The 26196-nt window shown below is 60.6% G+C and carries 26 protein-coding genes and 5 pseudogenes; 17 read left to right on the top strand and 14 right to left on the bottom strand.

Annotated elements, in window-relative coordinates; all coding sequences use genetic code 11:
• The first annotated feature begins 94 nt into the window (after positions 1-94).
• The 3 genes from M1D43_RS29715 (at position 95) to M1D43_RS29705 (ending at position 2420) form a co-directional block, all read left to right on the top strand.
• Positions 95-1006 carry an NAD(P)/FAD-dependent oxidoreductase gene (locus tag M1D43_RS29715; protein WP_127668129.1) on the top strand — a complete coding sequence of 304 codons (912 nt, stop codon included), beginning with the start codon at positions 95-97 and terminating at the stop codon, positions 1004-1006.
• Between the two features lie 37 nt (positions 1007-1043).
• The gene (locus tag M1D43_RS29710; protein ID WP_127623938.1) at positions 1044-1481 is read left to right on the top strand and encodes an Rrf2 family transcriptional regulator; all 438 of its coding nucleotides are present in this window, start codon (positions 1044-1046) and stop codon (positions 1479-1481) included.
• Positions 1482-1793: 312 nt separating this feature from the next.
• A complete protein-coding gene (locus M1D43_RS29705; RefSeq protein WP_127662792.1) occupies positions 1794-2420 on the top strand; it encodes a class I SAM-dependent methyltransferase in 627 nt (208 codons plus the stop codon).
• 426 nt (positions 2421-2846) lie between these two features.
• On the opposite strand, the gene M1D43_RS29700 is transcribed toward M1D43_RS29705, so the two are convergent.
• The gene (locus tag M1D43_RS29700) at positions 2847-3740 is read right to left on the bottom strand and encodes a LysR family transcriptional regulator (RefSeq protein WP_027990738.1); all 894 of its coding nucleotides are present in this window, start codon (positions 3738-3740) and stop codon (positions 2847-2849) included.
• 228 nt (positions 3741-3968) lie between these two features.
• Here M1D43_RS29700 and M1D43_RS29695 point away from each other — a divergent pair, with 228 nt between their 5' ends.
• Both M1D43_RS29695 and M1D43_RS29690 read left to right on the top strand, forming a co-directional pair.
• Positions 3969-4703, top strand: a complete 735-nt coding sequence (locus M1D43_RS29695) for an SDR family NAD(P)-dependent oxidoreductase (protein WP_127583879.1) — start codon at positions 3969-3971, stop codon at positions 4701-4703.
• Between the two features lie 72 nt (positions 4704-4775).
• A pseudogene (locus M1D43_RS29690) lies at positions 4776-5374 on the top strand (NADPH-dependent F420 reductase).
• A 209-nt stretch (positions 5375-5583) separates the two neighbouring features.
• On the opposite strand, the gene M1D43_RS29685 reads toward M1D43_RS29690, so the two are convergent.
• Entirely contained in the window at positions 5584-6144 is a 561-nt protein-coding gene (locus tag M1D43_RS29685; RefSeq protein WP_088895945.1) for a TetR/AcrR family transcriptional regulator, read from the bottom strand.
• Positions 6145-6284: 140 nt separating this feature from the next.
• Here M1D43_RS29685 and M1D43_RS29680 point away from each other — a divergent pair.
• From M1D43_RS29680 to M1D43_RS29670, 3 genes and pseudogenes are all read left to right on the top strand, one after another.
• Positions 6285-6917 (top strand): annotated as a pseudogene (locus tag M1D43_RS29680) (NADPH-dependent F420 reductase).
• 41 nt (positions 6918-6958) lie between these two features.
• Positions 6959-7912 (top strand): SDR family oxidoreductase, encoded by a 954-nt coding sequence (locus tag M1D43_RS29675; RefSeq protein ID WP_127668127.1) that lies wholly within the window; start codon positions 6959-6961, stop codon positions 7910-7912.
• A 60-nt stretch (positions 7913-7972) separates the two neighbouring features.
• A complete protein-coding gene (locus M1D43_RS29670; RefSeq protein ID WP_127668126.1) occupies positions 7973-8593 on the top strand; it encodes an NADPH-dependent F420 reductase in 621 nt (206 codons plus the stop codon).
• Positions 8594-8943: 350 nt separating this feature from the next.
• Here the strand turns inward: M1D43_RS29670 and M1D43_RS29665 are convergent, their stop codons facing one another.
• Complete coding sequence (locus tag M1D43_RS29665; RefSeq protein ID WP_127623929.1) at positions 8944-9867, bottom strand: LysR substrate-binding domain-containing protein; 924 nt, start codon at positions 9865-9867, stop codon at positions 8944-8946.
• 488 nt (positions 9868-10355) lie between these two features.
• Between M1D43_RS29665 and M1D43_RS29660 the strand changes: the two genes are divergently transcribed.
• Together M1D43_RS29660 and M1D43_RS29655 are read left to right on the top strand one after the other, a co-directional pair.
• The gene (locus M1D43_RS29660) at positions 10356-11315 is read left to right on the top strand and encodes an LLM class oxidoreductase (RefSeq protein ID WP_127626813.1); all 960 of its coding nucleotides are present in this window, start codon (positions 10356-10358) and stop codon (positions 11313-11315) included.
• The gene (locus M1D43_RS29655; protein WP_127668125.1) at positions 11309-11815 is read left to right on the top strand and encodes a flavin reductase family protein; all 507 of its coding nucleotides are present in this window, start codon (positions 11309-11311) and stop codon (positions 11813-11815) included. The genes M1D43_RS29660 and M1D43_RS29655 overlap by 7 nt, the downstream gene beginning before the upstream one ends.
• A 275-nt stretch (positions 11816-12090) precedes the next feature.
• Here M1D43_RS29655 and M1D43_RS29650 read toward each other — a convergent pair.
• Positions 12091-12682: pseudogene (locus tag M1D43_RS29650) on the bottom strand (Fic family protein); the annotation flags it as partial.
• 412 nt (positions 12683-13094) lie between these two features.
• On the opposite strand from M1D43_RS29650, the gene M1D43_RS29645 reads away from it, so the two are divergent.
• Positions 13095-14774, top strand: coding sequence for a phospholipase D-like domain-containing protein (locus M1D43_RS29645; RefSeq protein ID WP_498814596.1), 1680 nt, complete (start codon positions 13095-13097; stop codon positions 14772-14774).
• Positions 14775-15279: 505 nt separating this feature from the next.
• Here M1D43_RS29645 and M1D43_RS29640 read toward each other — a convergent pair.
• A complete protein-coding gene (locus M1D43_RS29640) occupies positions 15280-15729 on the bottom strand; it encodes a VOC family protein (RefSeq protein WP_127623926.1) in 450 nt (149 codons plus the stop codon).
• A gap of 54 nt (positions 15730-15783) precedes the next feature.
• Between M1D43_RS29640 and M1D43_RS29635 the strand changes: the two genes are divergently transcribed.
• Positions 15784-16389, top strand: coding sequence for a TetR/AcrR family transcriptional regulator (locus M1D43_RS29635; RefSeq protein WP_010968053.1), 606 nt, complete (start codon positions 15784-15786; stop codon positions 16387-16389).
• 75 nt (positions 16390-16464) lie between these two features.
• Here M1D43_RS29635 and M1D43_RS29630 read toward each other — a convergent pair.
• Positions 16465-16536: pseudogene (locus tag M1D43_RS29630) on the bottom strand (hypothetical protein); the annotation flags it as partial.
• On the opposite strand from M1D43_RS29630, the gene M1D43_RS29625 reads away from it, so the two are divergent.
• Complete coding sequence (locus M1D43_RS29625) at positions 16516-16653, top strand: hypothetical protein (protein ID WP_234891416.1); 138 nt, start codon at positions 16516-16518, stop codon at positions 16651-16653. The pseudogene M1D43_RS29630 and the gene M1D43_RS29625 overlap by 21 nt on opposite strands.
• A 199-nt stretch (positions 16654-16852) precedes the next feature.
• Here the strand turns inward: M1D43_RS29625 and M1D43_RS29620 are convergent, their stop codons facing one another.
• The 4 genes from M1D43_RS29620 to M1D43_RS29605 all read right to left on the bottom strand — a co-directional run bounded on the left by M1D43_RS29620 (position 16853) and on the right by M1D43_RS29605 (position 20458).
• Positions 16853-17926 (bottom strand): ROK family transcriptional regulator, encoded by a 1074-nt coding sequence (locus tag M1D43_RS29620; RefSeq protein WP_127623947.1) that lies wholly within the window; start codon positions 17924-17926, stop codon positions 16853-16855.
• A 59-nt stretch (positions 17927-17985) separates the two neighbouring features.
• The gene (locus tag M1D43_RS29615) at positions 17986-18588 is read right to left on the bottom strand and encodes an SGNH/GDSL hydrolase family protein (protein WP_420377088.1); all 603 of its coding nucleotides are present in this window, start codon (positions 18586-18588) and stop codon (positions 17986-17988) included.
• A gap of 207 nt (positions 18589-18795) precedes the next feature.
• On the bottom strand, positions 18796-19254 hold the full coding sequence (locus M1D43_RS29610; RefSeq protein ID WP_153320643.1) for a helix-turn-helix domain-containing protein: 459 nt from the start codon (positions 19252-19254) through the stop codon (positions 18796-18798).
• A gap of 316 nt (positions 19255-19570) precedes the next feature.
• Entirely contained in the window at positions 19571-20458 is an 888-nt protein-coding gene (locus tag M1D43_RS29605; RefSeq protein ID WP_017266788.1) for a LysR family transcriptional regulator, read from the bottom strand.
• 88 nt (positions 20459-20546) lie between these two features.
• Here M1D43_RS29605 and M1D43_RS29600 point away from each other — a divergent pair.
• Together M1D43_RS29600 and M1D43_RS29595 are read left to right on the top strand one after the other, a co-directional pair.
• Positions 20547-21588: pseudogene (locus tag M1D43_RS29600) on the top strand (NAD-dependent epimerase/dehydratase family protein).
• 367 nt (positions 21589-21955) lie between these two features.
• Complete coding sequence (locus M1D43_RS29595) at positions 21956-22111, top strand: hypothetical protein (RefSeq protein ID WP_017264742.1); 156 nt, start codon at positions 21956-21958, stop codon at positions 22109-22111.
• 51 nt (positions 22112-22162) lie between these two features.
• Here M1D43_RS29595 and M1D43_RS29590 read toward each other — a convergent pair whose 3' ends face one another.
• Positions 22163-23035, bottom strand: a complete 873-nt coding sequence (locus M1D43_RS29590; RefSeq protein WP_153320764.1) for a LysR family transcriptional regulator — start codon at positions 23033-23035, stop codon at positions 22163-22165.
• 90 nt (positions 23036-23125) lie between these two features.
• Here M1D43_RS29590 and M1D43_RS29585 point away from each other — a divergent pair, with 90 nt between their 5' ends.
• Positions 23126-23830 (top strand): haloacid dehalogenase type II, encoded by a 705-nt coding sequence (locus tag M1D43_RS29585; protein WP_153320763.1) that lies wholly within the window; start codon positions 23126-23128, stop codon positions 23828-23830.
• Positions 23831-23855: 25 nt separating this feature from the next.
• Entirely contained in the window at positions 23856-24647 is a 792-nt protein-coding gene (locus M1D43_RS29580) for an aldolase (RefSeq protein WP_153320762.1), read from the top strand.
• A gap of 63 nt (positions 24648-24710) precedes the next feature.
• Here M1D43_RS29580 and M1D43_RS29575 read toward each other — a convergent pair whose 3' ends face one another.
• From M1D43_RS29575 to M1D43_RS29565, 3 genes are read right to left on the bottom strand one after another with little or no spacing between them, the layout of a single operon-like run.
• Complete coding sequence (locus M1D43_RS29575) at positions 24711-24833, bottom strand: hypothetical protein (protein ID WP_272950236.1); 123 nt, start codon at positions 24831-24833, stop codon at positions 24711-24713.
• Complete coding sequence (locus tag M1D43_RS29570; protein WP_153320761.1) at positions 24830-25906, bottom strand: Gfo/Idh/MocA family oxidoreductase; 1077 nt, start codon at positions 25904-25906, stop codon at positions 24830-24832. Before M1D43_RS29570 ends, M1D43_RS29575 begins: the two co-directional genes overlap by 4 nt.
• Before the next feature lie 13 nt (positions 25907-25919).
• Positions 25920-26183, bottom strand: a complete 264-nt coding sequence (locus M1D43_RS29565; RefSeq protein WP_498814813.1) for a putative quinol monooxygenase — start codon at positions 26181-26183, stop codon at positions 25920-25922.
• Positions 26184-26196 lie beyond the last annotated feature (13 nt).

Raw genomic sequence — 26196 nt, 5'->3', positions numbered from 1 at the left:
AGCTCTTCGCATCCATTTGTAACGTTTGATGTTGCAAAAGGGGCTGCACGCCCTATACTCTCGACCCGAACGAAATTCAGAGCGAGACAGTGGTATGGAGCTTGTTGTGGACGCGGCAATCGTCGGCGCGGGCGTCGCGGGTCTAAGCACCGCTTTGTTCCTCGGCAGAGCAGATCGGTCGGCCATCGTATTCGACGGAGGCACAACCCGCATCGAAAGCGTTGAGGAAGTCCGCGAATACCTCGGCTTCGATGGGTTGCCGCCCCAGGAACTTCTTTCCCGAGCGCGCGCCGAGGTTCACAGATATGGGGTCGAGATCAAACGCCAGCGGGTAACGTCGGTGACGCCACGTGCCGACGGCCTTTTCGAGGTGCATCACGGCCATTCGGTAACGATGGCTCGTACTGTTGTTCTTGCAACCGGGCTGATCGACAAGCTGCCGCCGCTTTCAGGAGTGTCTAAGGCCTGGGGCCGAGATCTTCGCGTCTGTCCATGCTTCGACGGCTATGAGGTGCGAGGGAAGCGCTTCGTGGTCTTCGGAGTGCCGAAGAGGCTGGTCCACATGGCGTCATGGGTTTGGATGTGGTCTCGCGATGTGACGGTGGTTTCGGAGCATGCGTTCACCGACGCCGAGCTCGACCGCCTGCGGCTTCTGGATATCGACGTGATAGCCGACGAGGTGACGGGACTGGTTCACAGCGGCGAGCGGCTTGAAGCGCTCTCGACACGCGGGGGCAAATCGATCGCTTGCGGCGCCGCGTGGATTGCCGCTGACATGGTAGCGGCCTCCGATCTCGCCGCGAGCTTGTGCGATGTCGATGACATGGGATTGGCGCGGATCGACAGCGCCGGACGGACAAGCAGAGCGGGGGTTTTTGCTGTCGGGAACGCTGCCGATCCCGCCGCCCACCTCGCTCACGCATCCGCGGCTGGCACAAATGTTGGTCCGCATGTCGTCATGTATCTGCTGGAGAGAGAAATAGAGCGACGAACGACCAATCAGTAGGAACGCCGATTTTGGGTGACATTTCACAGAGAGTGACATGAGAACCGACAGCCGCTTGTCCCGCATGCTCCACGTCCTGCTGCACATGGCCCGCCATGATGGTCCCTATACGTCCGAGCAGATCGCGGGAATGCTTCAGACGAACGCTGTTGTCGTTCGTCGGACCATGGCCGGCTTGCGCGCCAATGGCTACGTTCGGTCTGTCACAGGACAGGGGGGCGGCTGGACGATTGCCTGTGATCTCAACAGAACGACCTTGCTGGACATTCATCGGGCGGTCGGCGGCCATCATCTCTTCGCGATTGGCCTCGACAACGCCAATCCATCCTGTGCAGTCGAACGGGTCGTCAACAGCGCAGTCGCGGATGCGCTGGATCGAGCCGAACGGCTGCTGATCGGTAGATTGGCTGAGGTCACACTCGCCGAGTTAGCGGAACAGTTCGATGCCATCTGCCTAGCCGAACTCCAACAGTAACGCCGATCGGTGCTGCCATCGAATGAACGCAACAAGCTCAAGCAGAAGGATTGTCACGCCCATGCTTCGTTCATGACCGCGAAGCCGACGGTCCGCTGTGTGCCCGCGTCGGCCGGTCGCGAATGACCGACATGAAGGCGCATTGCCGCCCGGCAGCATTGGCAATCGGTCGGTGGTGTTTCTGATCGCATTTCTGCTAAAGCTGGGAAGCAAATCGCCCGCGATGTCACCAACTGCCGAAGTGTGAAGGGCGCAACGGGCTGATGGGCCTCTCGCTCATCGGGCCTCTTGTCTGGAAGAAGGAGCGCGAGGATGAGCACCGACCGGGAGACCGTGTGGTCCTATGATACGGTCGCGGCGGAGTACGCTGCTGAGGCCGCGGTGATGCCCGAATGGGTTGCGACAGAGATGGATGCGTTCGTGACCGAGCTGGGCGGCTCGGGCAGGGTGCTGGAGATCGGAAGCGGTGGCGGGCGAGATGCACTTGAGCTTGAGAAGCGGGGAATTAGCGTCCGGCGCACCGACATTTCAAAGGGTTTCGTCGAACTGCTTCGCGAAAGTGGCTTCGAGGCCGACCTGTTGGACCCGCTGACCGAAGACTTGGTCGACCCGCAGCGTCCCGGCACGTCGTACGACGGGGTCTGGGCCTGTGCCTGCCTGATTCATGTCGCGCGCGAGGATTTCGGCACGGTACTTGCGCGGCTTGCCGAGGCAACCCGGACCGGTGGCCGACTGCACGCCTCGGTTAGAGAGGGCGAAGGCGAGGATGTGTCCACACACGGCAGTGCTGCAGCACCTCGGCGCTACGTGGAGACCTACTGGCGCGAGCCTACCCTGCGGTCCGCACTCACAGACGCCGGCTGGATTGTCAGCGAGATACGTCGATGCGTCGGAGAGCCTCATGATCGGTGGCTGAGCGTTCGGGCGACTCGGGCGTGACGCACACAGAACTTGCGGGAATTGGTTGTGGCGCGACTATGAACTCTAGGTGGTCACCGGAATGCCGGCTTCCGGGCGAAGGCAAAGATCGCCTCTATGGCCGACATGAAGGCGCAAAGCGGACATTCGATATGCCGCTGGCGAAAGTCAACAGCGAGCAGGACTCCCGTCCAGGCTTCGCGGCGAAAACGCAGAAAGGGCCAAGGTAGCCGTCCTCACGAGCCCTGAAACGGGTTGCGCGTATGTTCACGTTCTGGGCCAAAGTCATCGCACACCCGGAACTGACGCTCACCCGGGCCGACGGCTTTCGGGAACGACTTGGGATAAAGCCGCCAGTGTAAAGGCCACTTCGCCGGGGGATGTCTCTAAGGCTATCTGCTTGCAGGCACTTGTCCACTGCAAGCGCCGCCGGCGATCTACTGCGCGTCAGTCGCGCGATATGGACAGCCCCGCTAAAAGTGGGGCGTAAGCGGTGAGTCTGCGGAATACGAACTCGGTGAGGAGCCGCACGCGCTTCGTCTTGCGGGTCTCTCCCTGAGTGAGAACCCAGACCGGTCCATACAGGTGTAGATTGGTACCTGGCACCCTCTCCAATAGGGGATCGGTATCTCCGACGAAACACGGGAGCGCCGTGATGCCTATACCTTGCCGGACCGCCGCGATCTGGGCTTCGAAATCCATTGTTCGGAACGGCGTCCCAGTCGTGCGACGTTCTCCCTCGCGGGTCCAGTCCGGTACTCCATGACCGCTTATGGCGATCCACCTAGGATCCGGCCCGCCCGCCTGCCACTCGGCCAGTTTATCGCCGGACATGTAGAAGCCGCCGTACAGCTCCGGTCCCTTCAGACCGTGAAGATTGAGCGGCAGGGCTTCGCGGTCATAGACGACGCGGATCGCCACGTCGGCTTCTCTGTTGGTCAGATTTGCCAGTTCGCCGGACGACAGGATTTCCATCTCGATACCCGGATGCAGGCCTACGAACTCCGCGAAGTCCGGCATTAGCAGGTGTGCTGCGAGGGGCGCCGGCAGCGTCACCCGCAGAAGCCCGCCCACGCTTTGATCGCGCCCCAAGACGCGCGTTTCCAGTTGGTGCGATGACGCTTGCATCTGGTCCGCGAACTCGAGGACCTCCTCGCCCGCAGCTGTTAAGCGGTAGCCCGAAGGCAGCTTTTCGAACATCTGCGCCCCAAGGCGGTCCTCGAGTTGGGCGATGCGTCGCAGCACGGTCGCGTGGTTCACTCCGAGACGTTTGGCGGCGGCCCGCACTGAACCTCCTTGCGCGGCGGCGAGAAAGTAACGAACGTCATCCCAGTCGATCATGGTGCATCCCCGCGCCGCGCAGTGTGGCCTCCGAAGCTCGTTCTAACATACAGAGCCCGAGTTTGCGCGAAGATTGTGGCGCTTGATTACCGGTATGGATCGTTTTCGCACCACCGATGCGCGCGATTGCTCACTATCCCGCTGACTTCGGCAGGGCCATGTTGAGGTTCTCGGGAAGACCTCCCGTACAGCCAAAGACCAGAGATAGCGAAACGAAGGATACACGAAATGACCAGATTGAACGGAAAGACCGCCGTGATCACGGGTGGCGCCACCGGCATCGGCCTTGCCGCTGCAAAGCGCTTCATCGAGGAGGGCGCTTTCGTCTTCATCTTCGGCCGTCGGCAGGATGCGCTCGACACCGCCCTCATCGAGCTCGGGTCCAATGCACGCGCGGTGCAGGGCTCGGTCTCCGATGAGGCCGATCTCGACAAGCTTTATGCGGCGGTGAAGACCGAGCGCGGAACCCTTGAAATCGTTTTTGCGAACGCCGGGGTAGGAAGCCAGCTCAAGCTCGGCGAGATCACCGCCGAGCACATCGACGAAACCTTCGACGTCAATGTGAAGGGTACGATCTTCACGGTCCAGAAGGCGCTGCCGCTGATGGGCGAAGGCGGCACGATCATCCTGACCGGATCGAGCGCCGGCACCACGGGTGCCCCGGCGTTCACCGCCTACAGCGCAAGCAAGGCGGCCGTGCGCAACCTCGCACGAAGCTGGGCAGAGGACCTCAAGGGCACCGGCATCCGGGTAAACGTCCTGTCGCCCGGGGCCATCGCGACCGAACTCGCGACCGAAGCGCTCGGAGAGGCCGGCTTGAAGGCTTACGGCTCAATGACTGCGTTTCAGCGCATGGGCGATCCGGCAGAGCTCGGGGCGGTGGCGGCCTTCCTTGCCTCGTCGGACAGCAGCTTCATGACCGCCAGCGAGGTAGCCGTAGACGGCGGCCTGGCCCAACTCTGACCTGCTACGCCTGGACGGGTTCCATTCGATATTCGGCGCTCGCCCGGGCGTGGTAAACAAAGGAAAATAAACATGAGCTACGCAACTATCGGCTTCGGCAACATCGGCAAAGCCCTGGCCAAGGCGTTTGCACGCAAGGGCATCGCGGTGTCCGTGGCAACCACGCGCGACCCGGAAAGCTTTGCAGTCGATGCGGCGCGATTGGGCCCACGATCATTCCCAAGAATCTGGCGGAGGCAGTCAAAGCGGACATCATCTTTCGGGCAGTTCGTTTCGAGTCGCACCTCGATGTCGCGAACGCGCTGCCCACCCGGCAGGGGAAGAGCATCGTCGATGTGACCAATGCCTATGGCGTGCCCCCTGAGGAACTGGGCGGACAGCCGTCTTCGAAGTTCATAGCGCAGGCTTTCTCTGGTGCAAGACTGGTCAAGGGCTTCAACCATCTTATCGCTGCCACCCTCGACCAGGATCCAGCCGTAAAGGGTGGCAGGAGAGTCGTATTCCTGGCGAGCGATGATGACGACGCTGCGGCGCACATTGGTACGCTCGCGGAAAATCTCGGTCTCTCGCCGATCAGGCTAGGCGGGCTGTCGGAAGGTGGGCTGCTCGTCCAGGCGCGCGGAAACAGCTGGGGTCATCTGATCTTCAAGGGCTTGGTCAAATTCGACTGACGAACATATGCCCGCCGGCATGGCGACGGTGCACGGATCGGATCGAGCGCGATCCGATCCGTGCGAAAAGGAGAAACTCCCGTGAGTATTGAGCAGAACATCCAGACCGCAAAGGACCTCTTCGCCGCGATCGGCCAGGATGAAGTGCTCCGCCTCTAGTCAGCAGTCGAGCGCGGCAGATGCCGATCCGGCTCAACATGCCGCCTTCTTTACATCTTTGCTCGACGGTTTGTCAGGATGGCGCCCGTGATGATGTGAAAGAGGTGATCTGCCCGCGGCGCGAATGAGGGTTGATCGACCGCCCAGCCGAGAGCCGTCATCAGGGCGAACAGATCATCCCCATTCATGTCGGGCCGCGCCGCGCCTTCGGCCTGAGCACGGAGCAGCAGTCGCGCGCTCGCCGAGTGCACCGCAGCGCATGAAGCATAAAGAGCGGAGTCCGGGTTCGTGTGGGCCGCTGCCATCATGGCGACGACGCCCCTATAGCTTTGGGCGAACGCCAACCATTCCTGGAACCAGGAGATGAGCGCTTCGTCAGGCGAATCCGAGGTTTTGAGTTCATCTGCCTTCTGCGTCAGTGCGTCCAGATTCGTACACAGCAACGCTTCGAACAGGGCTTCTCGTGTCGGGAAGTGACGCAGCAGCGTGGCTAACCCGACGTCAGCCCGGCGGGCGATATCGCGCATCGACGCGTCGGCGCCGTGTTGGGTGACGACCTCACGCGCGACCGCGAGGATATGGCTGTAATTTTTTTTTGCGTCGGCTCGCATGAGATGCCTTGATAAACGGATCAGTGATCCGTATATGTGGATCGATGATCCGGTTAATAAGCGGATCGGTGAACCACTAAATAGAGTGCGTCTGCGCAAATGGCAACAAAGGCGCTGCCGGTCCCGCAAGGAAAATGAACATGAGCACCATCAGCATCATCGGCTCAGGCGGCATGGCCGCAGCGATCGGCGGCCTCGCCGCCAAGGCCGGACATGCCGTCGAGGTGATGAGTCGCGACGCCGCCAAGGCACGGGCGCTGGCCGCAGGTTGGAGCCGGCGCGACGACAGGGACTTTCGGCGCCGCTCCGGTCGGGGACATTGTCATTCTGGCGGTTCCTTATTCGGCCGTTCTGACGTGGTGAAGCAGTACGGCGAAAAGCTGGCAGGCAAGCTCATCATCGACATCACCAACCCCATCAAATCCGACTTCACGGGTTTCTTGACCCCTGAAGAGAGTTCCGGTGCGCAGGAGATCGCCAAGGTTGCTCCTGCCAATGCCACTATCGTCAAGGCGTTCAACACCCAAAACGCCCAGGTCTTGGCTGCCGGTCTGGTCGGGGGCGATCCATTGGACGTGTTCATCGCCGGGGACGACTCTCAGGCGAAGCTGTGTGTCTCGGCGTTCATCGACAGCCTCGGACTACGTCCGATGGATACCGGACGGCTGACTATGGCGCGGACGCTGGAGCACGCCTGCATGCTGTGGCTGGGCCTCATGGCCCACTCCATCAAACACACCAACTTCTCGATCCGCGCCAGCCTCTTTGGCTGAACCCGCGACGTCTCGCATCACATTACCCAAGGAGCAGCAGCATGCGCGTTTTAGTTACTGGCGGGACCGGCCATATCGGTTCGTATATCATCCACGAGCTCATCGCGGCCGGACATGAGGTCATTGGCCTGGCCCGGTCGGACACGTCCGCGACTGCGGTGTCGGCGCTCGGCGCCAAGGTACGACGCGGGGATATCACTGACCTCGACGGGCTCAAGGCCGCGGCGACGGAGTCCGACGGCGTCATCCACGTCGCGCACCGGCAGGACCTGCTGCCCTCTGGCGGGATCGACGCCGTGGCCGCCGCGGAGTTCCAGATCATGCTCGCCTACGGCGAGGCGCTGGCGGGGACCGGAAAGCCGCTCGTCGTCTCGGGGAGCATCGGCTCGCCGGGCTGGGAAAGCCTGGGTCGCCCAGCCACCGAGGAAGATCCGGCTCTTCCCGGCGGCGATGCATACAAGGGTACACTGCGGGTTCGTAACGCGGTGGAACTCGCCGTGATCGGCTTAGCGGGACGGGGCGTGCGGTCTTCGGTCGTCCGAATTCCTCCCATCGCGCACAGCACGACCGATGCCGGCTTCCTCCAGCTGCTGATCGGTCTCGCGAGGGAGAAGGGCGTTATCGGTTACCCCGGAGACGGCGCGAACCTCTGGCCGGCTGTGCACGCCCGGGACCTGGCCTCCCTCTTCCGACTGGCGCTTGAGAAGGGGCCGGCTGGCAAATATTGGCACGGGATTGAGGGCGACGGCATCCGGTTCCGCGAGATCGCCGAGGCTTTGGGCAGCCGTATGGGCGTGCCCGCCGTGCCCGTCCCCGCGGACGTCCTGATGTTGCCGGCCTTCTTCGGCTTTCTCGCGAATCTGGTCACGCTGGACCTTCCGGCGTCCAACGCCATCACCCGCCAGACTCTCGGCTGGGACCCAGTTCAGCCGGGCCTGATCGAGGACCTCGACAACGGCCATTACTTCCCGGCGGGCCGTATCGCGATCCCGTAATTCGTCAAACCAATAGACGGATCCTCCGCCTAGAGACCACATCTCAATAGGAGACTGCACATGAGCATTATCAGCATCATTGGCTCTGGAGCTATGGCCACGGCGATTGCCGGCCGTGTCGCCAAGGCTGGATACACTGTCGAGGTGGTCGGCCGCGACCCCGCCAAGGCGCGGGCGCTCGCCGAGCAACTTGGAGCCGGAGCGATCACAGGGACGTACGCCGCCGTCCCCGCGGGCAACATCGTCATCCTCGCCGTGCCGTACAGCGGCGCAGCGGCGGCGGTGGCCGACTTTGGGAAAGCGCTCGATGGCAAGGTGATCGTCGACATCGCCAACCCGGTTGCCCCCGACCTCTCTGGCCTCGTCACGCCCCACGGCAGTTCCGGCGCGCAGGAGACCGCGAAGGGCCTCCCCGCCGGCGCGCATGTCGTTAAGGCGTTCAACACGATCTTTGGTCACGTGCTTGCGAAGGATGGACGCCTCGACGCGTTCATCGCAGCCGACGATGCGGAGGCGAAAGAGAGCGTCTCGACGTTCCTCGAGAGTCTCGGGCTGCGTCCGCTCGACGTCGGTGGCTTGCACATGGCCCAGACGCTTGAGGCGCTCGGTTTGATGATGATTGGCCTCGCCAAAAACGGCGCCGGCACTTGGGATTTCGCCATGAACGTCGATATCGGCTGAACGACCGACACCACGTCCTCCGCGGCAAATCCACGTGGCAGGCAATCGCTGGCAGATCTAGGGACGAGTCAAGAGAGTTCGCAGGACCGACAGCATGGTGGCGGTATTTCAGGCGCATGGAGCTCCGACCAACGAACGGCAGGTATTGCGATTGCGGCTGGACAGGTTGAACGTCGGCCTTAAGGGCGCAAAGCGGCCACCAATGACTCCGCCCTTGAGACTTCTGCACGGTCGAAGAGAGCCGTTCTTCACGAGCCCTGTACCACTTGTCGCGGTGCCTCGGACGCATCCGCGGCAGCGACATCCGATCCGTGCAAGTGCGGGCGGCATGCCACCGCACAGTTTTTGGATCACAAGACCTCGACAGCGTCATCCGCTATTGTCGACCTCGGCGCCTCGGCCTCCTTGATCAACCACTCCACGAACCGAGCAAGAGCAGGTCTCTCCGTTGCTTGTGGCAGGGTCACGACATAATAGGCAAATTCCGTCGGCCATGGACGTTCGAGCGCCACTGACAACCTCCCTGAAGCCACCTCCTCGCGAGCGTAGATATCTCTGACAAGCGCGATCCCTTGCCCTGCTTCAGCCGCTCGTATGAGGAGGAAATCTTCGTCGAAGGCTTGTCCGCGCTCGATTCTCGGATCGCCGTCGACACCAAATGCCTTGAGCCACAAACGCCAGTCAGAGCGATCGGAGTCCTGCAGCAACGGGTACGCAAGGCAATCACCGGGCTCATTGATCTCAGGACCCTCGGCGAGCAAGCGCGGGCTTGCGACGGGGATCAACTCAGGCGCCATCAGATGAATTGCCTCGAGACCGGGGTAATCGCCCAGCCCGTGACGGATCGCAACATCGACGCGTCGTTTCTGTAAGTCGACAAGGGCCGACGAGGCTTCCACTCGAACCTCGATCTCCGGATGAAGTGTTGTGAAGTGACCGAGCCGCGGCACCAACCATGAAGCGGCAAAAGAAGGGACTGTACAAACCGTCACAGACTGGGCGGCGCAACTTGCTTCGAGTGCGTCGAGCCCGCTTTCGATCTGGTCGAAGGCTCGAAGGATTGACAAATGGACCTTCGCTCCGACCTCGGTCAGCTCGACGCCGTACCGAGTCCGGGAAAAGAGGGATGCGGCGATTCGCTCTTCCAACAGACGTAGCTGCTGACTGACGGCACCGGAGGTGACCCCCATAGCCTCGGCGGCACGCTTTATGCTGCCGTGCCGCCCGGTTTCGGCAAACGCCCTCAAGGCGAGAAGGGGAAGTACTCGACCCATCGATTTTTCCCGTTCAAGAGTTTAGGTGAACTCAACATAGTTTCGGGCTTTTCCATTGGCTACCGAAAGTTTGTGACGGTGCTTATTATAGATCAATATTGGGGCCTGTTCTGGTGGTCGAGGGAAACAAAGACCGGTTGTGGCTGCCACCAAGAACTTAGCGTACCTAAATTTAAGATTAGAAACGATCGTTTCCCGGCGCAGGGTTCATTCCCTAAATTCCGTTCAGGGCGAGGTTCGTTAGTGAGGCGATTTCGGATCAAGGCAACCGTCATCGTTTCGGGGGCCGCTGCACTTGATCGCTATTTGCCTCAACCAGGCGCGGTGATGTTGAGGGCGGATCCCCCGACTGCTCGCGGACCTAAATGCCCCGAACTGTCGAATGAAGGAGTGACCTTGTGAATATCGTACCTTCGAGCACTCATCCAGCAGCCGCGACCTCCGGCGCCTCATACGAAGCGTTCGCCAACCACCCCGGGTACCGGCGCATGTTTGCGCCTGATCGCCTGACGATTGGCATTTTTCTGCCGCTGCGTTTTTTCCAGGGAGATATGACCGTTTTACAGGGACAGTCCGAACTTGTCGCCGAAATCGATCGGTTCGGCTTTTCCGCGGTGTGGGTGCGGGACGTGCCTTTGTTTGACCCCGCGTTCGGCGACGCAGGACAGTTGTTCGATCCGTTCACCTATCTGTCTTATCTGGCCGCCCGCACGCAAAAGGTTGCACTTGCTACGGGCAGCGCGATCTTCACGTTGCGGCACCCTATCGATCTCGCCAAGGCGGCCACCACAATCGACCATCTCTCCGGCGGACGCCTTGTCCTCGGGATCGCGTCCGGCGATCGCCCCGTCGAGTTCCCCGCCTATGGTATAGATATGGAGAGCAGAGGCGAGCGGTTTGCGGAAGCTGTCAGCTATTTCCGCCATCTCACCGCACCGGGCCGGCCACAGATCTCGTCCAGGCTTGGGGCCCTGAACGGAGCGGACTTTTTACCGAAGCCGGCGGCCGGCCGAATTCCTCTGATTGTGACAGGCTCCAGCCGCCAGGACCGAACCTGGTTGGCCGAAAACGCCGACGGGTGGCTCACCTATCCTCAGGCGACCCATACGGCCGAAGGGCCGCAAAGGTTGGCAAATATCATTCAAGATTGGCGTACAAAGATACCGGATGGCGGGTTTCGTCCGCACATGACGAATGATTGGCTTGATTTGGTGGACGACCCCGACTTTCCACGCACCCCGCTGCGTGGAGGCTTTGTCCTCAAGACAGGTCGCAAAGGTCTCATCGATCTCTTGAGCGAATGGAAGAAAGCTGGTGTCAACCACGCGGCGCTCGGCATCCAGTTCTCAGAACGACCGGCCAAGGAAATCATTCAAGAGCTCGCTGAAGAGATCCTTCCGTTGTTTCCGTCGCTGGAGGGGCCAGAGCCGCTTTCCGCAAAATGGTGAGCGGCGCCGAACGAGCCGGACTTCCTGTTCCCGCCCTCAAAGAGCTCTTTGCTCACATACCGACTTCTGTCGCTGTGATCACCATCGCAAGTGGGGCTGGACGGTATGGCGTGACAGTCGGCACGCTTAGTGTTCTTTCGCTCGAACCCGCTTTGGTGGCGTTTGCCTTGAAGGCGGACTCCGGCTTGTTACCGCATCTACACACCGGTAGGGCCGCTGGGATCAATGTTCTCGCTGACGGCCAATCAGACGTGGCTTTGCGGTTTGCCACCGCGTCGATCGACCGCTTCAACAGCACACGGTGGTGCGAGGAACATTCTTTGCCTCGCATCGATGATGGCGTTGCCTGGCTTGCAGTACGGGTCGAGGACCGATTTGTTTTGGGCGATCACACCCTGGTTACGGCCCGGGTCGAACACGGAGAGACCAGCCGGCTCACTCCATTGCTGCACTGGCGGCGGGATTTCCACTCGCCCAACCCGATCGCCTCTGCGGTCTGAACCATGAGGAGAATCTCGTCATTTCCACTTCTATCAACCGCCCGGCGGCTGGAAAGCAATCGGGTAGAGGACTGGTCGAAGCGCTTGGACGGAGGGCTCTGAGAACTGAACACATTTCGAACCACAACTTGGACAATCGGGCGAATTCCAGTCGTCTACGAGGGCGCCGCTCGAGTCAGCCGTTGCCAGCCGGTTCATAGGTTCGGCTGCGAAGCGTGCAGCGAATGGTGTTCCTGATGAAAGATCGCATAATGCATCACCTGGGTCGGCCCAGCTTATGAACGAGCAGCGTTAGTGCCCGCGCCGTCACTGAGAATGTCCATATAGGCGCGATAAACGAACACCCGGCCACGGCGCCGTCCCGTGGCTTCCTCGACGATGCCGAGTCTCTGTAGTTGGTCTAGTGCAGCGTTCACGGTCGGCACTGTCAGAGCGCTTCGCTTCGCCGCGGACGCTGCGGTCAGATAGGGGCTCGTGCGCATGATATCGTGAATCTGAAGGACCGATCCGGTGCGCTCGGATTCTCTCACAATCCGTTCCCTGTTGTCGTCAAACAGTCGTGCAATACGGTTGGCCGTCTCAAAAGCTTGATCCGCTGTTTCGGCCACGCCGTCCAGGAGAAACTCTAGCCAGGCTTACCACGTTCCATATTCTCGGACTTCCTGCAGAAGCCGGTAGTAATCGGGCCGTCGCGATTTGCATAGAGGCTGAGATAGAGCAGAGGTTGTCGAAGCACGCCGGTCGCGCAAAGAAACGTGTGATCAAAAGTCGACCGAGGCGACCATTTCCATCTAGGAAAGGATGAATGGTTTCAAACTGGACATGGATAAGGCCGGCCTTAACCAGCGGCGGAATGCTTGGCGTGTCCTGAAAGTCGGTTCCGCGCCAGAAGGGGAATCTCTTCGTTAGCTGCATTGCACGCATGGACTCCCGATTCAGGCTTTGGCGGAAAGGCAGAGAAGGTAAGGGGCCTGTTCTTCACGAGCCCTGTGCACGGCTTGTTGCGAGGATATTCATGTTCTGGGCTAGAACGATCGCATAATGTTTCGTTGGGAACGACAGGGATTGCCGCTAACAGCGCCTCCGATTGGAACTGCGCGGCGGCCAGTAAGCTATCGATTTCACCGGGCGGCGACATTGTTGGGGAATGCGTGCCGCCGAGAACCTTTCGACAACGCCGCACCAATTGCCCCCGATTGTCGCATATTCTACCTTCCCTTGCAGGATTACCAGCATGGTGAGAAGCTCCAGTCGGTGCCGATTCCTCGGGGAGGCAAGGATGCGGAAGAAGGGCAGTCGCAACGGTGTCACGGCACTCGCGGTGGCCGGCACGAATGTCGTTGTTCTCGGTTGGGACATGAGCGAGGAGGATATCCGCACGCGCGGTATCTTAGGTTTTGCCATCCAACGCACCCGACATGAGGATGGCGAGAAAATATGGCTGTCAGGTCTGAAAACGTTCGAGAGCGTCGACCCGCATCCGGATCCGGGAGTTCCGGTGTCGTCGTTCCGGCATCCATTGCAGACGTTTCAGTGGTCCGACTACACACCGTCACCCTGGAAAAAATACACGTATAGAATCGTAGCAATGGGGGGTCAGCCGGGTGCCTTGGTCGAGGCCGCAGACGTTTCCCTCGAGGTGACGACAGAACGTATTGACCAAGGCAAGCACGCGATCTTTTTTAACCGCGGAGCAATCGCGTCGCAGGAATATGCCCGGCGCTTCCAAAACCTCCCGCCCAATGAAGTGGGCCAGGCAGCTTACGATTGGCTATCGCGTGGTTTGGTTGAGGGGCTCGAGGCGTTCCTGAGTCAGGCAGGCCAAGGAGATGAGCTCTATGGCGCCATCTTTGAATTCGAGAACAAACGAATTCATGTCGCGACTAGGGCAGCCCATGATCGTGGCGCCAAGATCAAAATCCTTTACGACGGCGACAGCCAGCGCGAGGGCAACGAAAATGCGCTGAAGGGCTCAGGGATCGCGGGTCTCACCAAAGCTCGCACCCGATCCGGGCAGTTCGCGCACAATCAGTTCTTCGTGCTCCGGCGAGCTGGAAAATTCTCCGAAGTGTGGACCGGCTCGACCAACCTCAGCGACAATGGAATTTTTGGTCATTCGAACAATGCACATATCATTCGAGACCAGAAGATCGCAGAAGCCTATTTCGCGTATTGGGAAGTCCTAAATAAGGACAAGACAGTTCGGCCGACCGCAACGGCCTCCACAGCGATTTCGCCAACCCCACCGCAGCAGATAAACACGTCAGGCGACACCGTCGCCGTCTTCTCCCCACGGACCGACCTTGCCGCTCTCGACTGGTATGCGCAGCTTGCCGGAAATGCCGAGCGGGCTCTTTTCACCACCTTCGCATTCGGCATGAACAGCCGGTTCGTAACCGTCTATGACCAGACGGACGACGTATTGCGCTTCGCCCTCATGGAGAAAAAAGGCAATGGCAGGAACTATAAGGTCCAAGCGGCCGAGGTGGATCGGATCCGGAAGCGACCGAACACCACAGTTGCGGTTGGCAACAACATCACAACCAACGCATTCGATCGCTGGTTAAAGGAAATCGATCGGGTCCAGGACGATGTACACGTTCGGTTCGTTCATACGAAATACATGCTGATCGACCCCCTTGGGTCTAAGCCGATCGTCATTGTCGGATCTGCGAACTTCTCCAAGGCATCGACCGACACGAATGATGAGAATATGCTGGTCATTGAAGACAACGACGCCGTCTCCGACATTTACCTCGGTGAGTTCATGCGACTGTTTTCACACTATGCGTTCCGAGAGTCGCTTACCTTCGAGAAATCGAACAAGCCGGCCGACATTCTGCGGCGAAAGCATCTGAAAGAAGACCACTCCTGGATTGACGGAGATGGCGGCAATTCAGGTTACTTCGTTCAGGGCTTCGACCGCGCTCTTCGACGCCTTTATTTTTCAGGCCAGTGAAGCGGGAGAAGGAATCCGGGAGGCTGCGCACGGATAGGGGTCCTCGTCGCAAGCACCGACGTAATCTCATTTGCAGCATGGCCGTTCGGGGGGAGCAGTGGATGCTCGTTGGAGTGTTGCGCGTTCGCCGACCACAGAAAACGGCTGGTCACTACCGCACTCTTCCGGCGCCGATGAGCATGTGCTGAAGACATAGGGTTTGCCGGTTTGAGATTGATTTAGCAGCCGGTCTACTGACCAGCAGTGGCCGCAACCAGACCCGGCCTTCTCGATTAGAAAGATCGAAAGATCCCATAATGCATCGAGTGGAATGCCGGGAACGCGCCCGAACGGTGCTGAAGTTCTCAGCGCGGACGGTGAAGGAGGAACACGCCGATGAGCAGGCCGAGCCCGTAGTGCCGCCCTTCTCCCGGCTGCAAAAGGCGGTGCGACAGACTGTCCTCGCCTGCGCTGTTCTCCAAGGGAGCCGTGCCGGCTCTTCCAGTTCGAGTTCCGTCTGCCCGGTTCAGGCTCCGGTCTGCTCGTTCCAGCGGCGCTGCATCTCTTCCGGCGCCACATCCTCGATCTTCTGCGAAAGCATCCACCGATGGCCGAAAGGATCGACGACCATGGCGACGCGCTCCCCATAGCCTTGATCTGCAGCGGCACGCAAAACGACGGCCCCCGCGTCGACGGCCCGGGCAAGATCGGCATCGACCGCCAGAGTTGCGAGGTGGAAGGTCACGGGAGAGCCACCGATCGTGTCTGGGCTCAGTGCACCGAAGTCGGGATACTCGTCGGCAATCATGACGGTACTTTCGCCGATCTTGAGTTCCGCGTGGCCGATCCGACCGTCGCGCGGGTCGGTCATCCGGAAGAGCTCCTCGGCGCCAAAGGCGCGACCGTAGAAATCAATCGCTACGCGAGCATTCTTGACAATGAAGTAGGGGGTCAGGGACGAAATCGAGGTAGACATGGACGGCCTCTTGTCGCTGGCGTATAGTTACGTTACGTTACGTTTTATAAATGCATGAGTCAACAGCACATGAGCCCACCGAAACGGCGCGGAAGACCGCCAAACCAATTGGCGCAGGCGACAATCCTGAAAGCGGCGCACGACATCCTGACGGAGGACGGGTTTGGCCGTCTGACCGTCGAGGCCGTTGCCGCGAGGTCCGGTGTGGGGAAACCGACGATCTACAGGCACTGGGCGAACGCCTCCGAACTCGCCATGGCCGCCTTGATGTCCGGAGACCCGGGCATCTTCGCAGAAGGCGGAACAAGTCTGCGATCGGCCCTCGCGGGGCAGATGCGATCGCTGATCCAGGCCTTTGCGACGACCAGAGGGCGCCAAATCGCCATGACGCTCGCGGCCGCCGACCCCGAAAGCGAATTCACCAAGGCCTTCCGCAACCAAGTCATCCTCTCGAGCCGCGAGGCCGGTCGCGCCATGTTGCTCGAGGCTGCCGCCAGGGGGGAGATCACGTTGCAGCAAGACCTCGAGGTGCTGCTCGACATGATCTACGGTCCCGTCTTCTACCGGCTGCTCGTCGGGCATCGCCCACTCGACACGGGCTTCGCCGACAGCATCGTCGCGATCGCCCTGGAAGCAGTGGCAGCCAGCCCGCAAAGCTAGGAAACGAGAGCGGACCGTGATTTTCTCGATGCCATTACGCTCGGACAGGCTGTCGATATCGCTGAATATTGCATTGAGCAACTCAACCAGGTGGACGGGCGAGAGATTTTCCGCGAGGTCCGTGAAATGGACGAGGTCGGCGAACAGAACGGTACATTCGCCGTGGCTCTGGGCCGGGATGCTTTCACCGTTCAGGAGGTGTTGCGCGACATCCGCACGAACGAGCTCGCGAAGCATCTCCGCCGACTTCGCGCGCTCTTTTGAAGTTTGATGTAGTTCGCGATCGAAGATCGCGAGTAGCCGAAGAGCAAATACGTCATCACCGCGGCAACGGTGACGGTGTTCGCAATGTATGGGGACGTCCGATCCGACTGCTCCAGAGCGAGCAAGGGCGGTCGCCACACGACAGGAATTCCGCAACGCCCACACCCATGGCAAGGGCCGCGTGCGCGCGCCTTGCGGACTAGTTCACCATAAAACGCGAACTAAAGGGGAGGCTGGCGGCGCCGACTGCTTTCGGAGCTGCGGATGTCCTTCCCACCACCGCGTTAACGGAGGGGATTTCCTGCCGGACGAGCGTACACAGCGCCTCACAAATAGCGGCGGGAACGAAGGACGAGAGGACGACGGTCCTGAGTTCGATGAATTGCAGCAGCGATTGCGTCAGTTGAATGAGATTTTCAGCGCAGGCCTGCTGCCAGTCTGCAAGAGTCGCTCCCAACGGAGGCCAAGACAAATCCTGGCCCCAGAGTTTCTCCGCCATAGCGCTGTCCGCCGGCAGGCGGCGTTCCAGGGCGAGCACGCCGACATCATAGCTAAGCGGCGAATTGCCGTTGTAAATCTGGTGATTAAGGACGAGGCGGCAGTGCAGGCGGGCGCCGAGATAGAAGAACAGGAAATCCTGCAACTGCCTCGCCGTCCCGAACAGGCTTTCGCCACCGGCTGCGGCCGTGATGTCGTTCTGTACGAAGACGGGAAGACCGAACTCGGCCTCCAGATAGCGGTGCAGCACGTCGTGGTCCGGCTCGGAGCGGATTGGCGGGGTGGGAAGCGCGAGGCCGACGCCGGCGATACGGGCCTGCCGGCTTTCTGAAAGGCCGGCGACGGCCAAGCGAATTTCGAGCGCCAACGCTTCCGGCGCATCGAACGTGTCGGCCGCCTTGTGCGGCATCACGCGATGGTGCTGGACGTTGCCGATGAAATCGACGACGACGATGTGGGTGTTGTGGTATCCGACGCTCACGCCAACCGAGTAGGCTCCCTCGGAGTTCAGCATGAGAGGCGTCGTCGGCGGGCCGACGCGGCCCTTCTGTGCCTCGCCGCGCACGACGAGGCCTTCCTGTTCGAGCGAGCGCACGATCACTGAAATCGTCTGCGCCGAAAGGCCCGTCTTCTCGCCGATTTCAAGGCGGGTCGTCGCTTCGTTCTGCAGGAGCAGGGAGAGCACTAGACGCTCGTTGTAGCTGCGCACGCTCAGCGAGTTGAGGCCGCTGGCGCGGTCGGCGATGCGAAGCGGATTGGGCGGCGCGAAACGCATGTCAGGCAAGGGAGCGATCCTTCCTGGAAAGGGCGACGGTCAGGGAGAAGGAGACGGAGTTACGCATCGGGCCACCCGATCGCCAGCACTTCCTGGGCGAGAGCCTCGCCGAGCAGGCGGTGGGCATCCTCGTCGATGTGGAAGCCATCGGCCGGCGAACACTGGCAGACCGTACCGGCGTCGAAGAAATGCGCCTCCAGAGAATCCGCCATTATCTCGAACTCCAGCGCCAGCTTGCGAGATTTTTCCTGTGCGCCTGAGAAAATCGACTCCCATTCCTTGAGATCTTCCAGCATCGGCGACGGGGCGACGATCATGATTTCGGGATCGTTGCCGGTCCGGCCGGGCGAGAGTTCTCGGATATCGTGCACGAGACAGCCGATGCCCATTGCGACCTCGGACGGTGGCATGTTGAAGCGCCGCTTCAGGTCATTGGTGCCGAGCATAATGATGATAAGGTCGAGCGGTGCATGGCTCTGCAGACAGGGGCGCAGATAGGTCCGGCCGTTCTTGAGCGAACCTTCGATCGGATCGTCATGCACGGTCGTGCGTCCGCTCAGGCCTTCTTCGATAACCTGCCAGTTCGGGCCGAGTAGGCCTTGCAGAACACCGCCCCAGCGCTGTTCGCGTCGGTAGCGATCAAGCGGTCCGCGGCCAGGTATCTGGCCGTGAGTGTTGGAAAGGTGGCGTCGGCGACGTCCTTATTGGCCAAGATCTTCTCGATGGCCTTCTGGGTCTCATCAAGAATAGTTGCGGACCAGCGGAGTCGAAAGAATTCCGCTTCGCAAGGGTCAGCAGCAGGTTTCGCTTTAGTGCACTTGCGAGTGTGCAGGCGTCGACGAAGGCGGTGAATCGATTAGCGAACAAGCTTACAGATGCTCCGCGTCCAACTCGGCAAGATCTGCAAGGGCCTTACTCCGCTTCTCGTCGCGTTCCTTCTTGTATTTGAACAGATGATCGGCCTGAATCCTTCGATGTCGACCAACAAGCGAGTACTCGATCTCGCCCTTATCGAGGAGGGAAACCAGGAATGGCCGCGATACATTGAGAATATCCGCCGCTTGTTGCGTCGTCAGCATCTTGCTGACGGGAACGAGCGTCACCGCGTCACCCTTGCCGATATGACGCAACAGCTCCATTAGGAGACTGGACAGCGCTGGGGTAAGGGTAATCTCCGTTGGCTGCTGCGTCTCATCGTCGAGCACGCGCAATTTTGCGTCGCCGGTAGCATGAGCCGCCAGTATCTTCCGCAGGTGGTTCGCGGCAGCTTTTTCGGAGGCTGACGGCAGGCGCCCGCCCAGTTCCTGGGCTGCTGCTGGAACTGTCATTTTGATAGCCCTCCATTTGGAACTCTTTTCTACCCTGTATTCGAAGCAGACGCAATAAACGAAATAAACGAAAATACCCGAAGCTCTTAGAGCCGACTCAAACCCCGGCTTTGTTGAAATCCCTGGTCTGCAGTCCGATTCCGTTCAAGGCGAGATGGATAATCAGTCCGCGTACCGATTGGTAAACCTCGGGCGATTGCGCATCGTCATTTTTCTAGGCTCCTCGTCAATCGATCGACGGGAAAGTGTTGGGCGCTGTTGTGCCCTTTGTGAGATAGAGGTGAACAATGTCTGCAAATTTGCGTCACGGTGTGCCCTAACGGCGGCCATAGCTCTCGAACGCCTCGACCAGATGATCGAAGAGTGCCGCGACGCGTGGCAGGCGACGAAGATTTTCGTGCGTGACGATCCATGTCGGCAGTTGCGGAAGTTCCACGTCCGGCAGAACGCGTTCCAGTTCGGGGTACCGCGCAGCCGCCGGAATCTGGGCGACAGCAATACCGAGGCCGGCGCGTGCGAGCGCGAGCTGTGCAGGATGGCTATCCGTCCGCGCGATCCAACTGACGGGGACGGAACCTGCGATCTGTGCGGCTACGGCGAGATCGCCGCGATTGCGGTCCGGCCCGATGAACAAATGGTCGCGGATCTCGGTCTTGGTGGCGGGGCGGCCGTAGACAGCAAGATAATCGCGATGAGCAAACAGGCCGAGCGGGATAAGCGGTACCTTCTTTGCCACCAGCGCGGACTGTTCAGGCGGATGCATCCGCACCGCGACATCGACCTGTTGGTCGAGCAGGTCGGCGCGTGCATTGCTCAGTTCGAATTCGACGGTGAGTTGCGGATGCTTGTCGCGCAGGCTGCGAAGCATGGGCGGAAGAACCTCGATTCCCACGAATTCTGAGACGCTAAGCCTTACCCGGCCCGCCGCTGTCGCTGAGTCCGCCGACGCGGCGCGTAGCATGGCCTCCGAGGCGTGTGCCATTGCCCGGGCGGGCGTGGCCATTGCTTCGGCTGTCGGCGTGGGTACCAGTCCATGGACCGAGCGGGTGAACAGCGCCGTACCCAGCGCGGCTTCCAGCCCTTCGATGCGCGCGCGCACAGTGGGTTGAGACAGTCCCAGCCGTCGTGCGGCCGCCGACAGACTGCCGGTTTCCATCACCGCCAGAAAGGCCCGCTGATCGTCCCAGTCCACGTTCTTGCTCATAAATTTCTTATAGTCAGATGGAGGCTTATTGGCAATTTTCTTGTGATCCGATCTGACAAAAGCTCTCCTCATCGAAAGGAGATTACTCATGGTTCAGACTGTTTCCACACATGTAGGCAACCGGGCGGCCAACCGGACCGCCCTCGTTCTTGGCGCTACGGGCGGCGTTGGCGGTGCCATCGCTGCCAGGCTCATGCGCGAGGGATGGCAGGTCCGTGCCCTGTGCCGGAACGCCGATGCGGCCAGGTCCGGCTGGCGACATGATTGCCCGGCTCCGCAGTTCGTCACGGGTGACGCCATGGACGGGGCGTCCGTCGTTCGCGCGGCCACGCTGGGAGATGGCGTCGCGGCCATCGTCCATGCGGTCAACCCACCGGGTTATCGAAACTGGTCGTCGCTCGTGCTGCCGATGATCGACAATACGCTGGCGGCCGCTCGTGCGGCAGGCGGCGCCCGTATCGTGCTGCCGGGCACGGTCTATAATTACGATCCGGTGCACACGCCTGTGATCGACGAAAACACCCCGCAGAATGCACGCACCACGAAGGGCAGGATCCGCGTCGCGCTTGAGCGGAAATTGGCGGAGGCGTCCCCGGAGGTTTCCTCCCTCATTTTACGGGCGGGCGACTTCTTCGGGCCGGGAACACGGGCCAGCTGGTTCGCGCAAGCGATGGTGCAACCGGGACGGCCGGTGCGCAAGTTTACCAGCATGGCTTCGGGTGTACCCCCATGCCTATGCCTATCTGCCTGATCTTGCTGCGGCCTTCGCCGGCCTTATGGCGATTCCCGAACGATTGCGCGCCTATGAAACGGTGCAGTTCGCCGGCCATTGGGATCCAACCGGTACGCAGATGCGCGATGCGGTCCGCCGGGCCGTGGCCCAGGATGTTCCGGAACGCGCCTTCCCGTGGTGGATGATGCGTCTTGCCGCGCCCTTTGGCGGGTTTCCGAAGGAAACGCTGGAGATCGAACCGGCGTGGAAACACCCCATGCGCCTCGACAATCAACGTCTCGTTGACCTGCTGGGCGTCGAACCGCATACGCCCCTCGACCAGGCCATCGCCGCGGCGTTGACCGATATGGGCTGCCTTGCCCGATCGCAGAGCCATGCCCGCCTTCGCCATGCCTAACCTTGAAAGACGGAGATACAAGGTGAACTGGAGGACCTATGTGATCGCACAGACACCGGGCGTCGCGGCCTTCAACACGCCCTGCAATGCGGCCTAAACCGCCCCCTCTGGCGTGGCGAGGCGGTGCTGACGTTCGACCGGATCGGCGCTGACTTTGCCATGACGCCGATCTGGATCGCCCTGCTCTCGGTGCTGCTGGGCACCCCGTTCAGCAGGAAGGCACTGGCCGACGGGCGGATGATCGGCCGGGCGGGCTTCGGCCGCATCCGCTCGCAGCCATACTGCTACCCAATCTGGTCGTCCACTCCGTCCGCCATCGCCCCCTCTGCGCATGATCCTGGCTCTACCACTGGCGCTTACTCTGCCCATGCTCGGCGACGGGCTGCTCACGCCAGTCACCGCAATCGGTAGCCAGTCGGTCATCACCATCGCCTTCAGCCTCGTCATCGTGCCGCTGGTCGCCCATGCCACGATTTCCGATATTCCGGCTGCGCCCGACCTTGATAAACAAGCGAGCGCTTAGCGGGACGGCGAGTTGATGGACGGCGGGATAAAGGACTAAGAACCAAGCCCTCTACGTGAACTTCATCGCTTTCAGGCTAGCCAGCAGATAATCCACAAGGTCCTGCAGGACGGGGTCCAGCTTTTTCGCGATGGTGATGAGCGCGAGTTCCGATGCGGGTTCCGGCAGAAAGCCATCAGTCTCATGCAGCAGCCGATGTTCGGGCAGCACCGCATCGTTGGGCAGTAGGCTGATGCCAAGGCCGGAGGCGACAGCGGCCTGGACGCCCATGAGACCCTGACTGGAATAGGCGATACGCCAAGCTTTGCCGCTGCGTTCCACCGCCCGGATCACTCGCTCCCGATAGATGCAGCCTGAGGGGAAAACCGCAAGGGGAACCGGATCGTTGCCGACGGCGAGCAACGGGTCACCGATCCAGACCAGGCGTTCTTCCCATTTGGCGATGCAGGCGCCGTCCCCCGGCTCACGCTTTACAAGGGCGAGGTCGATTTCTCCTGCCTGCAAGAGCCGACGAAGCTCGAAACTCCAGCCGCTGATCGTATCGAGCCTCGTGCGCGGAGAAGCCCGTGCAAATCCAGAAAGCAGATCAATCATCCGTCGCCCAGCGAAGTCTTCGGGAACCCCAAGGCGAACAGTCTTCGGCGAGGGCATCGATCGACCGAGCGCTTCGTTTGCTTCGGCCGAAACCGACAATATCCGGCGGGCATAGCTCATCAGAAGTTCGCCCTCCTCGGTGGTGCGAACGCTCCCCGTTGCGCGGTCCCGGATAAGGAGAACATGGCCAAGGTTGGTTTCGAGCTTCTTGATCTGCTGGCTGATCGTCGATTGCGTGCGATGAACCCGTTCCGCTGCGCGCGTAAACCCACCTGTCTCCACGACAGCGGTGAAGGCGCGCAAAAGATCGAGATCAAATCCGAAAGTCATTCGGTTTTCCAATGGAGAATATGTCAACATCCAATTTCCAAATAACGGCGCTTTATGTCAATCCTGCTGCCAGTTAAACAGGAGAGCGACATGATCCGTTCTGGACGGCGGCCGGAATGGCTGACTTTTGATTGCTACGGCACTCTCATTCAGTGGGACGAAGGCTTGCTGGCGGCGATGGAGAGGATTCTTGCGGGAAAGAACCGTTCCATCGAACGCGATGACTTTATTTCCGTATACGACCGGTACGAGCATCGGTTGGAACGGGAGCGTCCGCACCGGTCGTTCAAGAATGTGAGCGCGACAGCCCTTGCGCTTGCGATGGGCGAATTCTCCCTCGATGTATCACCTGACGATGCAGACATCCTGACGTCGTCAATTAGCCGCATGCCGCCCTTTCCGGAGGTGGTCGCCACGCTTACCAGGCTGAAGGCGGCAGGGTTCAAGCTCGCCATTATCTCCAACACGGACGACGCGATCATCGCCGGAAACGTCGCTCAACTTGGCGGTTCGGTCGATCGGGTCATCACGGCGGAGCAGGCCGGAGCTTACAAGCCGGCAAGGCAGATATTCCAGCATGCCTGGAGAGAGTTGGGTATCGAAAAGGAGCAACTGGTCCACATTTGCGCCAGTCCGCATCTCGATCTCGCCGCAGCAAGGGAGCTTGGCTTCCGAACGATCTGGGTCGACCGCGGAACCGGGCGGAAGCCGCTTGCCGATTACGTGCCGAATGAAACGGTTGCCCGGCTTGACGAAGTTTGCGGCTTGCTGTCCGCCGCGGGCTGGATGGAATAGCGATTGTTCTTACGGAGATATATTCATGGCGCATGAACTTAAACGCGGACTGGCTGCACCGGCGATCCTGCGAAACGTCGATCTCGGCGGGGAAGAGATCTGGCAGGCGCGTGTGGATCTGGCTGCCTGTTTGCGGGCGGCGGCGCGATATGGCCTTGAGGAGGGGATCTGCAATCATTTTTCGGCGCTCGTGCCTGGGCATGCGGATGTCTTCCTTGTCAACCGGCTTGGCTGGGCTTTCGAGGAGGCGACGGCGTCCAGCCTGCTGATCTGCGGTTTCGACGGCAATGTGCTTTCCGGCGATGGCGAACCGGAGGCGACGGCCTTCTTCATTCATGCGCGTCTGCATAAGGCGGCGCCGCGTATCGGTGCGGCGTTTCATACCCATATGCCGAACGCGACGGCGCTCAGCGTGATCGAAGGAGAGCCGCTTGAATGGGCCGGGCAGACCGCGCTTAAATTTTACGGGCGCACCGTGGTTGACGAGGACTACAACGGCCTTGCGCTCGACGACCGCGAGGGAGATCGTCTGGCGAGCGTTCTTGGCGACAAGGATATTCTCTTTATGAAAAACCACGGTGTCATGGTTTGCGCGCCGAATATCGCGGAGGCGTGGGATGATCTTTATTATCTCGAGCGGGCAGCGGAAGTGCAGTTGAAGGCGATGAGCACGGGGCGGCCGCTTCTGCCGGTCGATACCGAAATTGCTGCGGCGACCGCCAGACAGATGCGGGAGGGCGATCCGGAGAGTGCGCGGCTGCATCTGGAAAGCCTCAAGCGCAGACTTGACGTTGTGGCGCCCGAATACAGACTGTAGTGTGAGAAAGGAATGGCGACGGCTCTCGGACATTGCCATTCCTATTGGTCAGGCCGTCAGCGCCTAGTCCTCGGGGCGAGGTTCCGCTTCGCCGACATCGGCGCGGGCGGCGGTCATGGGAGCCATGACGAACCGGTTGCGCAGGGTGCGCCCCGCCAGCTCGTATGGTTCGAACAGGCTGTTCATGGATTTTCTCTCATATTTACTTGGGGGGTCATTGCCGGGGATGCTCGAGTCTGCGTCTGAATTTGCTGCCAAATCGCATCGAGGAAGACTTGCGTCTTTTCTGTCGCAGACAACCAGATCTCCCGCTCGGCGGCGTCGCCGTTGCGGATCAGATCGGCGAAGTTGTCGATCATGAGGGCGTGTTGTGATCTTTCGCTCGGCGTCTCGATGAAAGCGAAGTCATTCCGCGTGGCCAGGCCGGAACGATGGATGAAACCCGTTTGAATGTCGGGATTATCGAAGCCGAAGCCGCTCTGCCAGTCGAGGACGAAATCGTCCTGCGTCAGGATGCCGGATGTGCCGGCGACGGTGAGCTCCATCACCGCCGCACCGGCTGTATAACCGACATCGAAGGTCGCGGTCTTGCCGGCGTTGAATTGCAAGACGCCGGTTGCGCGGATGACCGCGCCTGAGTGCGGGTCCCACTCGGCAAAGACCTTGATATCTTCGAGCGCGTCCGGTGCGAGGTATTCGACGACGGCCCGCATCGAATACCAGGCCATGTCGCCCGCCGCGCCCATCGGCTCGTCGCTCGGGTCAAAGCGGATGTTCTCCCGGTTGGAGAAGGGGAAATAGAACATAGTGTGCAGCGAACGCGGGGCGCCGATCAGTGCGGCCAGACGCTGGCGCATCGCGGATGTGCGCGGATGATGAACGAAGTGGGTGGCGTCCATCAGCACGAGGCCCTTTTGACGGGCGAGAGCCGACAGGCGTTTAAAAGATGCCGCCGAATGCAGCGGCTTTTCGATGAGGACATGCTTGCCGGCAGTGAGCGCACGGCTTGCGACGTCTTCCTTCGCTGACGTTGGGGTCGCGATATAAACCGCGTCGACATCATCGCGTGCGATCAACTGATCGGCACCCTCGACGGCGATGGCGCCCGGATAGTCGGCGACAAAGCTTTCGGCCTTCGCAAGTGTGCGGCTCGAAACGGCGTCTAGCCTCGCCTTCTTGGATGACTGGATTTGCGGGGCAAGGATCGTCGCAATAAAACCCGTGCCGACGATTCCGATTTTTACCTTAGTCATGGTCATGCCTTCTGTCGCCTCAGGCGATCTGTTCGAGGGGGTGGATCTCGATGTGGGCGATCGTTCCGGCGGGCAGTTGCCTGTTGAAGGCGCGGATGGCTTCGCCGGACATGTGCTGTTCCCATACCTGGCGGGAGGCCCATTCCTCGACGAAGACGTAGACGCCCTTTTGGTTGAGGTGTCGATGGAGATGATAGGAGAGGCACCCCGCCTCGGTCCCTGTGGCGACCGACAGTTCCGCCGCATATGTCTCGAATTCGTCTTCGTTGCCGGGTGTGATCATGACGCGCGCCACT

It is taken from the genome of Ensifer sp. R1-3, from assembly GCF_056739175.1.
The sequence above is the reverse complement of the archived record's forward strand: the minus strand, read 5'-3'. Positions and strand labels throughout refer to the sequence as shown.